Origin of the sequence: Listeria kieliensis (assembly GCF_003369925.1) — a bacterium.
GTDB lineage: Bacteria > Bacillota > Bacilli > Lactobacillales > Listeriaceae > Listeria > Listeria kieliensis_A.
The window spans coordinates 394197-407514 of the sequence record NZ_LARY01000001.1 but is presented as its reverse complement, the minus strand read 5'-3'; the positions used below and the strand labels follow the sequence as shown (position 1 = coordinate 407514).

17 protein-coding genes, 1 tRNA gene and 1 riboswitch are annotated in these 13318 nt (G+C 40.1%); of the genes, 4 read left to right on the top strand and 14 right to left on the bottom strand.

The annotated features are described in order from the left end of the window. Positions 1 to 136 precede the first annotated feature (136 nt). Positions 137 to 1054 (top strand): COX15/CtaA family protein, encoded by a 918-nt coding sequence (locus UR08_RS02065; protein ID WP_115751999.1) that lies wholly within the window; start codon positions 137 to 139, stop codon positions 1052 to 1054. 83 nt (positions 1055 to 1137) lie between these two features. On the opposite strand, the gene UR08_RS02060 is transcribed toward UR08_RS02065, so the two are convergent. The 6 genes from UR08_RS02060 to groES form a co-directional block, all read right to left on the bottom strand. Beyond that, positions 1138 to 1782, bottom strand: a complete 645-nt coding sequence (locus tag UR08_RS02060; RefSeq protein ID WP_420812294.1) for an MOSC domain-containing protein — start codon at positions 1780 to 1782, stop codon at positions 1138 to 1140. Positions 1783 to 1830: 48 nt separating this feature from the next. Next, positions 1831 to 2667, bottom strand: a complete 837-nt coding sequence (locus UR08_RS02055) for a TPM domain-containing protein (protein ID WP_240616014.1) — start codon at positions 2665 to 2667, stop codon at positions 1831 to 1833. 8 nt (positions 2668 to 2675) lie between these two features. Next, positions 2676 to 3242 (bottom strand): LemA family protein, encoded by a 567-nt coding sequence (locus tag UR08_RS02050; protein ID WP_115751998.1) that lies wholly within the window; start codon positions 3240 to 3242, stop codon positions 2676 to 2678. Between the two features lie 349 nt (positions 3243 to 3591). Next, complete coding sequence (locus tag UR08_RS02045) at positions 3592 to 3945, bottom strand: hypothetical protein (RefSeq protein WP_115751997.1); 354 nt, start codon at positions 3943 to 3945, stop codon at positions 3592 to 3594. Between the two features lie 608 nt (positions 3946 to 4553). Beyond that, a complete protein-coding gene (groL, locus tag UR08_RS02040) occupies positions 4554 to 6182 on the bottom strand; it encodes a chaperonin GroEL (protein ID WP_115751996.1) in 1629 nt (542 codons plus the stop codon). Positions 6183 to 6224: 42 nt separating this feature from the next. After that, positions 6225 to 6509, bottom strand: coding sequence for a co-chaperone GroES (groES, locus tag UR08_RS02035; protein ID WP_115751995.1), 285 nt, complete (start codon positions 6507 to 6509; stop codon positions 6225 to 6227). Between the two features lie 220 nt (positions 6510 to 6729). On the opposite strand from groES, the gene UR08_RS02030 reads away from it, so the two are divergent. Continuing rightward, positions 6730 to 7413: a CPBP family intramembrane glutamic endopeptidase gene (locus UR08_RS02030; RefSeq protein ID WP_115751994.1), complete on the top strand. Its 684-nt coding sequence runs from the start codon at positions 6730 to 6732 to the stop codon at positions 7411 to 7413. A 3-nt stretch (positions 7414 to 7416) separates the two neighbouring features. Further along, a complete protein-coding gene (locus tag UR08_RS02025; RefSeq protein ID WP_115751993.1) occupies positions 7417 to 7620 on the top strand; it encodes a YdiK family protein in 204 nt (67 codons plus the stop codon). 53 nt (positions 7621 to 7673) lie between these two features. Here the strand turns inward: UR08_RS02025 and tsaD are convergent, their stop codons facing one another. The 7 genes from tsaD to crcB (UR08_RS01990) form a co-directional block, all read right to left on the bottom strand. Next, complete coding sequence (gene tsaD, locus UR08_RS02020) at positions 7674 to 8699, bottom strand: tRNA (adenosine(37)-N6)-threonylcarbamoyltransferase complex transferase subunit TsaD (protein WP_115751992.1); 1026 nt, start codon at positions 8697 to 8699, stop codon at positions 7674 to 7676. Next, the gene (gene rimI / locus UR08_RS02015; protein WP_115751991.1) at positions 8696 to 9142 is read right to left on the bottom strand and encodes a ribosomal protein S18-alanine N-acetyltransferase; all 447 of its coding nucleotides are present in this window, start codon (positions 9140 to 9142) and stop codon (positions 8696 to 8698) included. Before rimI ends, tsaD begins: the two co-directional genes overlap by 4 nt. Beyond that, a complete protein-coding gene (gene tsaB / locus UR08_RS02010) occupies positions 9139 to 9831 on the bottom strand; it encodes a tRNA (adenosine(37)-N6)-threonylcarbamoyltransferase complex dimerization subunit type 1 TsaB (RefSeq protein ID WP_115751990.1) in 693 nt (230 codons plus the stop codon). The genes rimI and tsaB overlap by 4 nt, the downstream gene beginning before the upstream one ends. Beyond that, positions 9815 to 10288: a tRNA (adenosine(37)-N6)-threonylcarbamoyltransferase complex ATPase subunit type 1 TsaE gene (gene tsaE, locus UR08_RS02005; RefSeq protein ID WP_115752691.1), complete on the bottom strand. Its 474-nt coding sequence runs from the start codon at positions 10286 to 10288 to the stop codon at positions 9815 to 9817. Before tsaE ends, tsaB begins: the two co-directional genes overlap by 17 nt. A 115-nt stretch (positions 10289 to 10403) precedes the next feature. Beyond that, positions 10404 to 11537 (bottom strand): Lmo2079 family surface lipoprotein, encoded by a 1134-nt coding sequence (locus UR08_RS02000; protein ID WP_115751989.1) that lies wholly within the window; start codon positions 11535 to 11537, stop codon positions 10404 to 10406. 168 nt (positions 11538 to 11705) lie between these two features. Further along, entirely contained in the window at positions 11706 to 12056 is a 351-nt protein-coding gene (gene crcB / locus UR08_RS01995) for a fluoride efflux transporter CrcB (protein WP_115752690.1), read from the bottom strand. Between the two features lies 1 nt (position 12057). Then, positions 12058 to 12435 carry a fluoride efflux transporter CrcB gene (gene crcB / locus UR08_RS01990; protein WP_115751988.1) on the bottom strand — a complete coding sequence of 126 codons (378 nt, stop codon included), beginning with the start codon at positions 12433 to 12435 and terminating at the stop codon, positions 12058 to 12060. 62 nt (positions 12436 to 12497) lie between these two features. After that, a riboswitch (Fluoride riboswitch) is annotated at positions 12498 to 12558 on the bottom strand. Between the two features lie 109 nt (positions 12559 to 12667). On the opposite strand from crcB (UR08_RS01990), the gene UR08_RS01985 reads away from it, so the two are divergent. Continuing rightward, positions 12668 to 12751, top strand: a tRNA-Leu gene (locus tag UR08_RS01985). A 174-nt stretch (positions 12752 to 12925) separates the two neighbouring features. Here UR08_RS01985 and UR08_RS01980 read toward each other — a convergent pair. Beyond that, positions 12926 to 13315 (bottom strand): hypothetical protein, encoded by a 390-nt coding sequence (locus UR08_RS01980; protein WP_240616013.1) that lies wholly within the window; start codon positions 13313 to 13315, stop codon positions 12926 to 12928. Positions 13316 to 13318: the final 3 nt, after the last annotated feature.

Here is a 13318-nt window from a genome sequence, read left to right as displayed (position 1 = left end):
ACAAACCTTAAACTTTATGAAAGCCGCAGTAACAAAGGATTTCTTTACTTATCCTTTAAAACAAGCTAAAATGAACAAAGGTAGCTAAAACTAAGAAAATCGTTTTAAGATTCATCTAAAGGAGAGATAGAGGAACATGAATAAATTCTTAAAAGTCTGGTCCATCCTCACCATTCTGGCCATGACTTTCGTCGTTTTCGGAGGAGCATTAGTTACGAAAACTGGATCAGCAGACGGCTGTGGAAATTCTTGGCCGCTTTGTAACGGGCAACTCGTCCATCTAACAGACGTCACACCTGAAAAGCTCATTGAAGTGGCGCACCGTATGACAACAGGACTCGGTTCCATTTTCGTTATCGTACTTGCGATTTGCGCATGGATCAAAATTAAAGATCGCAGAGAAACAAAACCACTTGCCATTATTTCTGTTGTTTTTTTAATTCTTCAAGCTTTCATGGGAGCTGCAGCAGTTATCTGGGGACAAAACCCTTATATCATGGCACTTCACTTCGGTATCTCCATCATTTGCTATTCAAGCATCGTTTTACTCGCACTACTTATTTTTGAAGTCGATCGTAAATTTGATGCCCGAAATCTCGTGATGGGAACAAAACTTCGACTCAACATTTACTTTTTGACCATCTATACATATCTAGCCGTTTATACAGGAGCACTCGTGCGGCACGAAAAAGCCAGCCTCGCAGTTCCAGTTTGGCCCTTTGAAAACGGCCGCTTCGTCTGGCCTGAAAACGTACAAGATTATGTCCAATATTTCCACCGAATCGCAGCAATAATACTCGTTATTTGGATTTTATATGTGACTTGGCTCGTTTTCCGTGATTACAGACATTATCGCGTGTTAACTTACGGCATGGTTCTTGCTATTATCCTTGTTGCGATTCAGGCTGTAACCGGCATTCTTTCAGTTTACACAGGCGTTAACCTTTACGTAGCCTTATTCCACAGCTTGATCATTACCATTTTGTTTGCGCTATTTTGTTACCTTTGCATGCTTGGGGCAAGAAGCAAGAAAAATCGACTACGAATCCGCTAAATTAGGCATTTGCTGTCCGAATTTCCCCTAGTCAATTAAACGTAAAAACACGCCAAGAGCCGCTCTTCCGAGCGGCTCTTTTTTCATCTCATTTTCCCAAGCTTTCCAAGCACCTCATTCCGGTAACGCGCAGCAAGCGGTTCAATTTGGCTAATCCTTTCCAATTCTTCCCGCGTACCCATCCGGTGTAAGACTTTTTCATGACAAAAGGCAACCGAAACTGGATCAGTTTCTCGCTTCACACGTACTATTTCGTCTCCCTTTTGAATTCTCCCTTCCGAGATCGTTCGGCACAAAAAGCCTGTCCGACTTGTTTTGCGAACCTCCTGAAAAAGCTCAGGCAGCAATTGGTACTTCCCGATCGTCGCACAAGGATTTCTAGCTTCCGAAACTTGAATCAGCGCTTCCCCCACTTGAAAAACATCCCCAATGGCAACATCTTGTTCAAGCATCCCTGAAACCGTTAAATTCTCGCCAAATGCACCTAGAGAAAGAATCCAATTAAACTTCTCTTCAAAATACGAATAATGTTCACTTGGAAAAATACAAACCGATCGGTCTAACCCGCCGTGGTGCTTCAAATCAAATGAAGCATCCCCATCAAAGCCGGCAAAGTGAAGCATCGCTGCCTCCACTTGCTCTTTCCCGATTCCTGACATCATCGTTTTGTTTCGTCCAACAGCTACTTCTTTCGGCTTTCCAACCGCAAGACCGAGCACAAATCCCATCACGCATTCTCCTTCCAAAAAAGGACCAGCCACTGCTGGTCCTTTTTCTTAAAATCCACGTCCAGCGCCACCGCCGCCGGAAGATCCTCCGCCACCAAAACCAGAGAAGCCACCGCCGCCAGAAGAACCGCTTCCGCCTGAACCGCCAAAGAATCCGCCGCCAATAAATGGTCCCATCCCAGAACCGCCACCGCGACCACCACGACCGCCTCTTCTACCATTATTTCCGCCACCAAAGACACCCGCAAAAATAATGACACCAATCACAATCGCAATAATTCCATGCGTCCCTAAGCCGTCCCCGTTATCTTCGCTGTTTTCACGTGCTTTTTCTAATTCACTTGTATAGTTTTTAAAAATTGTTTTGTCTTGATAATCGTATTCCTTATTCACTTGAATGGCTACTTCCGAAAATATATTTGCAAGACCTTGATTAAAATCGTCATCTTTCAAATACGACAAATTATGATCTAAAATCTCACCCGAAGTCCCATCCGTGATCGCACCTTCAAGCCCATAACCGACTTCGATTCGAATTTCTCGTTCCTTCGTTGAAAGCAGAATCAAAACGCCATTATTGTCTTTGCCAGAACCAATTTTCCACTTATTAAAAAGTTGATTGGCATATTCTTCTTTCGAAAGCCCGTCAAAACTTTTCACCGTTGCAAGAACAACTTGTGGTTTTTCCTTTTGTTTTTGATAGGCATAATTGACCGAAAGCACCATTTCCTTCGTTTTGTTATCCAAAACCCCAGCCTCATCCGAAACATAAAACTCTTTCGAAGGTTTGGGTAAATCTGCAGCAAAAGCCGTCCCCGGCCCGATTAATAAAGTCAAAAGTAGTACAAGAAGCAAGCTAAAAATCGGGATTTGTTTTCTCATCATAAATCGCCTCAATCAAAATTGACTTCAGGAGCTTTGTCAGCACCTTCAACCGCTTTGAAGTAAGGTTTCGTTTCAAATCCTAGCATCCCAGCAACAAAGCTTGTTGGTGCACTTTTCACTTTCGTATTATAAGACTTGACCACTTCATTATATTTATCACGTTCAACGGAAATCCGATTTTCCGTTCCAGATAGTTCATCCATCAATCGCGTCACATTTTCACTTGATTTCAGTTCCGGATAATTTTCCACCGTTGCGATCAAGCGTGAAACAGCAGATTCCATTTGTCCAGCCGCTTTAATTTGTTCCTTTTGCGAACTTGCTTTAGAAACTGCCGAGCGCGCATCCGCAATCGCCCCGAATACTTCTTTTTCTTGCTTCATATCGCCTTTTACAGCATTCACAAGATTAGGAATCAAGTCATAGCGCCGTTGCAACTTACTTTCGACATTTGCCCACTGCGCGTCCACTTCATTTTGTTTTTTATTTAGCGAATTATATGTTGCAACAAATGGAATGCCAATAATTAGCAACACAACCGCAATTCCAATAATAATCTTCCATGAATTTTTCATATTTGCTCTCCTTTTCCAGTTTGTTTCTTTATTATAGCAGGAACCACGCCTTTTTTCCTACATCTGCAGAAGGATTTTTCAGACGAAAGAATTGCGCCTTGTTTACTTTTCAAGCATAATAAAAGAAAGAGAGCTTGTCTTGAAAGGATGATTTGATGCAAGAAGCTGTCATACTGGCTATACTAATCGTAATTGGCTTCATTTTTCTCGTTTTCGAATATCATTTCAGCGCCAAAAGAATTGCGCGTTATATGAAAGAAAACAACCTTACCAAAAAAGCTTTACGCGATAAAGTTGAAATCTACGAAGACTAGGAAAAAAGCATTTGGCGCGTGCCAAATGCTTTTTCCTACCTTGTTTCAATTATTTCCCTAGCCACAAATTTTTCACCATCTCGTTCATAAAAGACAATTTGAGCAAGTGACTCACTTTGTTTCTTTTCCAGATAAATCTTCGTTCCCTTTTTCAAAAAATTAGATTCGAGATTACGCTTAGGAAGCTCATAACGATCAACCACATGCTGAACCTCCCCGACAAAATCCCCTATTTCCTTCAAGTCAGCCGGTTCATCAGTTAACGCATAATCCGAGCCATCCACACGAACAGCAGTTGGCGTTTGATGCTTTTCATAGTTTTTATAAACAAAAACCCCCGCTACTCCAAGAATCAAAATCACACAACACCCAATTAGCCATTTTTTCATCTTACTTCTCCCTTTTCTAATGATGTACAAAGCTAAAAATAATATGAAGAAATTCTGCAACTACATTTCAGAAGCCTTAGCTTGGAAAGATGGTCTACTAATCTTTAATTAACATTTAGTTTTTTATTTCAGAATTAATCAATAACATAGCTCTAAAACTTACTGAAACACCAAAAGCTGGCGAAGAGCGTTTTGGAACCATTCAGAATAACATAGCTCTAAAACTGTGTATTCGTGCACCATGAAATTTTTTTGGTTTTGGAACCATTCAGAATAACATAGCTCTAAAACCTCGGAAAGTTTTTCCGACATTTCGTAATCGCGCCACTCGTCCCTAGCAGAACTTCAATTCCGATGGTTCTTTTTACTGCTATGTCTCAAATTCTCATAACTTCATGATAAATCTTTAGCCATAAAAAGGCAAGCTTCCTTTACCTTCTAAACTTTTGATTATAAAGCGTGCCACACAACTAGCAACAAAAAAAGAGGTCTCCGAAAAAATTTCAGAGACCTCTCTTTATTTATAGATAAAAATGTGGGCGATGTGCTTCTTTCAAAACTAAAAGCTCTTATCCTCCGGCTTTACAAAGCGAATTTATCGGCTTTTGTTACATCATGCCGCCCATTCCACCCATGCCGCCCATATCAGGAGCTGGCGCTGGGTTTTCTTCCGGTTTGTCAGCTACAACAGCTTCAGTTGTAAGAAGAAGTGCTGCTACAGAAGAAGCGTTTTGAAGCGCTGAACGTGTTACTTTCGTTGGATCCACGATACCAGCATCAATCATATCAACCCACTCGCCGTTTGCTGCGTTGAAACCAATGCCAACTTTTTCATTTTTCAAGCGTTCCACAATCACAGAACCTTCAAGTCCAGCATTGTGCGCGATTTGACGGATTGGTGCTTCAAGCGAACGAAGAACAATATTTACACCTGTTTCTTCGTCCCCAGTAGCTTCCACTTCTGCTACTTTTTTATAAACATTGACAAGTGCTGTTCCACCACCGGAAACAATACCTTCTTCAACTGCTGCACGAGTTGAGTTTAACGCATCTTCAATCCGAAGTTTACGTTCTTTTAGTTCTGTTTCAGTTGCAGCACCTACTTTGATAACTGCTACACCGCCGGCAAGTTTTGCCAAACGTTCTTGTAATTTTTCTTTATCGAAATCAGAAGTAGTTTCTTCCATTTGCGCACGAATTTGGTTAACACGTGCTGCAATTTGATCGGAATCGCCAGCCCCTTCAACGATTGTTGTATCATCTTTTGTGACAACAACTTTTTGTGCTGTTCCAAGTTGATCCATCGTTGCCGATTTAAGATCAAGGCCAAGGTCTTCTGTAATCACTTGCGCACCCGTTAGAATACTAATATCTTCAAGCATTGCTTTACGGCGGTCACCAAAACCTGGTGCTTTGACAGCGACTACGTTAAATGTACCGCGAAGTTTATTCAGAACAAGAGTTGCTTGTGCTTCCCCGTCAACATCTTCTGCGATGATAAGAAGTGGACGACCTTGTTGCACAACTTGTTCAAGAAGCGGAAGTATTTCTTGGATATTTGAAATTTTCTTGTCGGTAATCAAGATATACGGTTTTTCAAGTTGAGCTTCCATTTTATCGGAATCTGTTACCATGTATGGGCTTGTATAGCCGCGGTCAAATTGCATCCCTTCTACAACGTCTAGTTCAGTAGAGAAACCTTTTGATTCTTCAATTGTGATAACTCCGTCGTTTCCAACGCGTTCCATCGCTTCAGCAATCAGTTGTCCTACTTCTTCGTCTCCAGAAGAAATTGCCGCAACTTGTGCGATCGATTCTTTTCCTTCAATCGGTTTCGAAATATTTTGTAGTTCTTCGATCGCTTTTGCAACAGCTTTTTCAATTCCACGACGAACACCAACCGGATTGGCACCAGCTGTCACGTTTTTTAAGCCTTCTTGAATCATAGCTTGAGCAAGCACAGTTGCAGTCGTTGTTCCGTCTCCTGCAATGTCATTTGTTTTAGAAGCTACTTCAGAAACAAGTTTAGCTCCCATATTTTCAAATGCATCTTCAAGTTCGATTTCTTTTGCAATGGTAACCCCATCATTTGTAATTAGTGGTGAACCAAATTTTTTCTCAAGGACAACGTTACGACCTTTTGGTCCAAGCGTTACTTTTACTGTATCAGCTAATTGATCTACACCGCGAAGCATCGCGCGACGAGCGTCTTCACTAAATTTAATATCTTTTGACATAATTTAATTCCCTCCAATTTATATCGCTTTTGTTTGCTATTTTTACTTCGTAACTGCTAAAATATCACTTTCGCGAATAATTAACAGATCTTTTCCTTCATAAGTTACTTCTGTTCCGGAATATTTAGAGAAAATAATTTGATCCCCTTCTTTTACTTCAAGAGGTTCTTTAGTGCCGTTATCAAGAACACGACCAGAGCCTACCGCAACAACCTTTCCTTCCTGCGGTTTTTCTTTCGCCGAATCTGGCAAAACGATGCCGCTCGCTGTTTTTTCTTCTGCTTCAATTACTTCAATAACAACACGATCTCCTAATGGTTTTAACAAAATAATAACCTCCTCTAAAATAAATATCGTAACTTTTAGCACTCCGATCACTCGAGTGCTAACACAATTCTTATATTAGTCAAAAAAGGTTAAAATTGCAAGCAGAAAGGATTCATTTTAACAAAAAAATTCTTCCACTACATTTGCAAAAAGCGGCCGCTTCCGAGTACAATAGTAAAGAAGCAAGACACGAAGATTTTTTATGGAAGGATGCGGTTTTTTGCCCAAACATTATTGGACAATCATATTCACTTATTTTATCATGCTCTTTTCTGGAGTCATTGGGGCCCCGATCGTACGAGCTATCCTTCAAGCAACGAGCACACAATCTGATACGACACTAAATGCTTTAGCCGTAGTGATTTGGACGATTTTCTCTAATCTACTCGCACTTCTGATCGCTTGGCTCGTACTCCGGAATAAACCCGAAACCAATAAAATCATTTTTGGGGAAAAAGCAAGTTCAGCGACTAGCTTACTGTGGATTATACTTGGCTTTATCATTTTAATGGCCTCACAGTACATTGCCATTTATATTACCGCGTTATTCATTGGCATGCCAAGTGGTTCTGCCAACACTGAAAGTTTACTAGGCTATGCCAAAACAGCGCCTATTTTCTTGTTTTTCATCAGCATAACAGGTCCGATTCTCGAGGAAATCGTTTTCCGAAAAGTGATCTATGGCGGGCTCGCAAATTTGATTAATATCCATGGCGCCGCTGTCATCAGTTCATTTTTATTTGCCCTTCTTCACGGGGATATGAACTACTTACTTGCCTATTTCTTAATTGGCTTAGTTCTTTGTTATCTATATACCAAAACAAAACGGATTATCGTTCCGATGGGGGCACATATTTTGATGAATACTTTTGTTCTGATCATCGGACTCACTATGGGAGGTTAATCTATGAATCGACGTTATCTCATGCAAGGACTGCTTTATTTCATCCTTGGCATTGTTTTCGTTTACTTCGCCATCCAGCAAGTAAATACAGGCGGATGGGGCGTTTTTGCATATATCATCATGGCCATGGCTGCGATTGACTTTGTGACTGCCATCCGATTTATTTTTCAAGGCCTACGAGGAAAAGGCCATCCTCAAGATAAATAACTAAAAAAGAAGCTTTCTTTGTTTTCGCAAAGAAAGCTTCTCTTATTTTTCCATCAAACTTCATCAAATTCTAAGCCTGGCTCGGCGTTCATGGCAAGTCCTGCAAAGTGTCCTTCTTCCATCTGCACGGTTCCTGCAGCAGCAATCATCGCCGCATTATCCCCGCAAAGCGATAACGGCGGAATAATTAGCTCCACATTCGGAAGTTCTAGATTCACTTCTTCAATCAATTGTTCGCGCAAGCCGCGGTTTGCCGCCACTCCACCAGCTAAAAGTAACTGTTTCACGCCATATTCACGCGCGGCACGAATCGTTTTCGAAACTAAAACATCCACTACACTCGCCTGGAAACTAGCCGCCATGTCTTTTGGACTCGGTTCCAAATTTTTTTGTCTCATATTATGCAGCTGATTAATAAAAGCAGATTTCAACCCACTAAAGCTAAAATCATAGCTCTCATCATCAATCATCGCACGCGGAAAATGAAAGGTATCTTCCCCTTCTGCGGCAAGTTTATCAATTTGAACGCCACCTGGATAAGGAAGTCCTAGTGTTCGAGCCACTTTATCATAAGCTTCCCCAGCCGCATCATCACGGGTTTCACCGATAATTTCAAAAGAATTTTCTTCTTTCATATAAACCAGTTCAGTATGGCCTCCACTAACTACGAGCGCAAGCAGCGGAAACTTAAAGTCCGTTTCAAACCGATTAGCATAAATATGTCCAGCAATATGATGCACTGGTATCAGCGGTTTTCCACTTGCAAAGGCAAGCGCTTTTGCAGCACTGACACCAATAAGAAGTGCCCCAACCAGTCCTGGTCCTTCAGTAACCGCAATACCATCAATTTCGGCCATTTTGACACCCGCTTGTTCAAGCGCTTCTTCGATCACAATCGTAATTTGCTCCACATGATGGCGAGAAGCAATTTCAGGTACAACTCCGCCGAAACGTTTATGACTTTCAATTTGGGAAGCCACCACGTTCGATAGAATCTCGCTACCACCACGTACGACAGCAGCAGCCGTTTCGTCACAGCTCGATTCAATGCCTAATATCAATTTTTTTTCTTTACTCATGTTAAATCCACCCACATCACAAGCGCATCTTCCCCATTATCTGGATAATAATTCTTCCGGAGTGCGCCATTTTGGAATTTTAGTTTTCGATACAGATTTTGTGCTGGTTGATTGGACGTCCGAACTTCAAGTGTCAAATGCTTCGCTCCAAATTTTTGAGCAACGGAAATCAGTTCCTGCATAAGCGCTTCACCGTATCCATTTCCTTGATAATCAGGAAGGATAGCGACATTCGTGATATGTCCTTCATCTAATACTAGCCAAATTCCCGCATAGCCTATCACATCATCGTTAAGCTTAGCAAGTAAATAATATGCATATTGATTGGCCGTAAATTCGCCAAGAAAGGCTTCCGCCGTCCAAGGAGAACTAAAAACAGCCCGTTCGATTTTTAACAGTTCTGGGATATCTTTTAGCTCCGCTTTGGAAAAGGTTAGATTCACTGCTTTTCCCTCGCTTCAAGCCACTTGCTTTCCGCTTCCGCGAGCTTCAAATAACTTGGCACAAAGTTCATCGGATCTTCTCCTGCTTCATTTTCTGCTAAAGCAACAAGTGCAGCTGCTCGCGGATAAGTCATATAAAGCGGAGCAAATATAGCCCAACTTCCTAGTTTTTCGATGATGATTTCCTGAAGCGCTTCTGAAAGCACTCCGACAAAAAGCACCGATTTTTCTGCCGCTTCGAATCCAGCTAAAAGATCCACTAAAGCAATATGTTGATCGGGAAGCGTACTCATTAATTCGCCTTTTCGAGCTTCATAAACACCTGCATAAACATTATTTCGCCGTGCGTCCATCAAAGCTATGATCGGTCCTTCAAAAAAAATCGCATTTTGAGCTAAAACTTGAAGGGAAGAAATACCGACAAGAGGGATTTCAAGTTCATAAGCGAGCGTTTTGGCCGTCGTTACACCAATTCTTAGACCTGTAAAAGAACCCGGTCCTCTAGAAACCGCGATTTTGGTTAATTCATTTGGTTTTACCTGGCATTCCTTGAGTAGCGCATCAATCGCCGGAAGAAGCCGAATACTGTGGTTTTTCTTAAGGTTGGTTGTAAATTCTCCAACAATTTGTTGCTTATTTGAAAGCGCGATACTCATCGTATCCGTTGCTGTATCAATTCCGAGAATCATTGTTCATAACCTCCGCTAAAAGCTGATCGTAGCGAGCGCCGAAAGACTCAAGAATGAACTCGCGTTTTTCGTCACTTACACGTTTTATTGTAAGTTTTAAATACATATTGGGGAGTTCGCTTGCAATAAAGTGAGCCCATTCGACAACACTTACGCCGCCAGCATCAAAATACTCAAACAGTCCGAGTTCATCAATTGAAGCTTCTTCCAGCCGGTAAACATCCATATGATAAAGCGGCAACTGTCCATTTTTGTATTCACGCACGATTGTAAAAGTTGGACTTTTGATCACTTTATCAATTCCAAGTCCCTTCGCAAGTCCTTTCGTGAAAGTGGTTTTACCAGCCCCCAAGTCTCCTTCAAGCAGGATAACATCAGACGGTTTTAGTAATGTTCCCATTTTTTCCGCAAAATGAACCGTTTCCTCCTGACTATTTGAATAAAAAACTTGCTTCATTTTTTTCACCCGTTCCATTATTTTCTTCTCATATCATACCACAAAGCCAGTCGTTTTAACATCCACAAAAAAAGCAGCTACTCGGTAATTTCCGAATAGCTGCTTTCAGCTTTACTTATAAACCTTCATCAGAGACATCTAAATCTTCGAGATCAGATGTCTTAATTTTGTCGCCGTACATCACTTTTAGAACAGCTTCTTGAATAATAGTTTCAAGTTCTTTTCCACTTAACACTTCAGAGCTTTTTGGAAAAGCTGGTAGTTTAACAAAGTCTTTGTTTGTAAGTTTCAAAGTAGCTGCCATCTTATAGGAATCTGTTCGATCTTTTGAATTATCAATTTTGATTTTCATCGTCATTGATTCAAGTTTGTCGTCTTTCCCAGCTTTCATACTAATTGGCATTGAAATCTTGACTGTTTTGTTTTTATCAAAGTTCTCAATAGAACGTTTCAGATCATCACGGAATTCAGTGTAGTTATCATCAAAATCCGTGCTTGCTCCTTGTTCAGAAGCAATAGTTTTAATATCTTCTTTCACCTTAGCTTTTCCAAGCATTTTGTGAGCTTTCGTCAAAATAGCCGAAAAATCTTTTTTATCGAGCGTTACTTCAACAGCATCATTTTTACCTTCTGAGAAGCGCTTCTTATCTAAGCCGTTTAGGTAATCTGTCATCATTTTATTAACTTCTTTTTGTAAATCTTTTGTTGCTTTGACCGTTTTTCCAGAAGTTTTAACGGGCTCTTCTGTGCCTGCAAATTCTGTAATGGTTTTGCTGCTTAGATATTTATCTTTCAGCTCAGGATGACTTTTCGTAATTTCAGAAAAGGCTCCACTTGTTTGACCATCGATCAGTGTCTTTACACTGCTATCTACATCCACAATATTTTTAAGTGGGATAAAGAATTCGCCAGACTTCATGTCACTTAGAACTGTCAAATCAACATCCATTTTCAGGCTTCCCTTAGAAACAAGTTTAATATCTGTTGCTCCCTTTTCAGCTTTTGAGTCCACAGATGACGTTAAAGTCACTTGCATTTGCTTCAGTAATTCAGCAATTGCAGCTGATTCCGTATCTAGATCATCCGCTTCAAAACTATCAACCTTAAAAGATACAGATTGTGTATATTTTTCCGGTAGATCCGTTTGATTTTTATACGTATCTACAAACTTTTCTTGTGCTGATTTTCCACAACCAGCAAGCGCTAACATAAAAACAAGCAAAACTGATAAAAATAACCCTTTTTTCATGAACTTTCCTCCAATAAGAATAATTATGTACAGACTTAATGTATCACATGCGAAAGATGGACTACAACCCTTTTTCCTGTTTGTTCACATTTTAGACACAATTTCAAAAAATTTTTTTCTTGCAGATAAAACCTTCTAAATAGTAATTTTTAGAAGGCTCTATTCTTTTCAAAAATGGCTCCCTAGTAAAACACCTAAATAAGCTGCAAGTAACCCAAAACCATAACTAAAGATCAAATAAGCTGCTAATTTTTTATATTCCTTATGTCGATATAGTTCAATATTTTCAACTTTAAAAGTTGAAAACGTAGTATATCCACCCATAAAACCTGTTCCAAGTAGCAACACTAAAAAGCTAGCCAGATTACTAGACAGCAAAATTCCCAATAAAAATGAACCCGAAATATTGATTAAAAAAGTCGGCCATGGAAAATCACTTTCCCATTTCTTTTTCAAATAAAGAGTAAGCAAATAGCGAGTCATTCCGCCAAAAGCAGCACCAAATCCAACCACAAACATATTAAGCACTTCGTTTATCCCACCTTTTCGAAACCTTATAACCTAGCGCAGCTGTAGCCAGACCTCCAATCAAGCTTATAGCAATGTAAAGAAAAGCTTCCGTATAGGCGCCAGCTTGAAGCAAGTGAATATTTTCGACGCTAAAGCTTGAAAAAGTTGTAAAAGAGCCCACAAATCCAGTTCCCATTGCCGTGATCATTTCCTGACTAAAGCGAGTATGTTTAGCAAAACTTTGAGTGATGAGCGCAAGCAAAAAACACCCTAAAAGATTAACCACAAGCGTGGCAAGAGGAAAGGTATCGCTTGGTAGAATTAAACTGACTCCGTAGCGAGCCATTCCACCTAAAGCGCTAAAAATAGCAATATACAAAAGATACATTTTCCAAAACCTCCAATAAAAAACTCCTATTTAAATAAACATCGGTTCATTTACCCATGTACATTTAAATAGGAGTCATCAGCGAATATCGCATTTTAGGCGAACTCCATCGCCTTTCCAGTAAATACTATACGCGAAAAAAGCAGGATACGCAAGAAAAATTGCATAACGCTCGTATTAACCGTTGACAAATAGGTCAACTTAATACTATAATAATTTTTGTTGCGATAAAGCGGTCGTGGCGGAATCGGCAGACGCGCTAGGTTGAGGGCCTAGTGGGCATTAGCTCGTGGAGGTTCAAGTCCTCTCGGCCGCATCTAAGAATAAGAACGGGTTTCAGGATTAAGCGATTTTTTCTGAAACCCGTTTTTTATTGTTTGGGGCTGAAATGGGGCTGAGAATTCAGCTTTTACTCTTTAACATTACACGGCATTACACAACGTTACACAAAAAAGCCCCGACTTTTGTCAGGGCTTTTATTTACTAAACATTATTGTGCATAGTAAATATCAATACTGCTTATATTACTTCTTTTATCAAATTCAGAAACAACCTCACCCCATTTATATGATGTTCCAGATTCAATTCCATTCTGTTTCAATATAAGATCGTGTATCTCTTTTCTTTTTCCTTCTTCTCCTTCTGGGATATCTACATCACAGTTAATCAAAGAAACAACATAAATTTTCCCATCTCGAAAGAAGAAATTAACTACATATTTTTTCTCATCTATTTCTTGAAATCCATCTAAATTTATTAATCGAATGCCATCTTGACCCTTATAAAAACTTGTTTGTTTAAATTCATCAAATGTATACCCAGGATAAAAAACAAGATCGTCTGCTATTCTTAATTCTCCATTGTTCAGATTTAACAACATAAT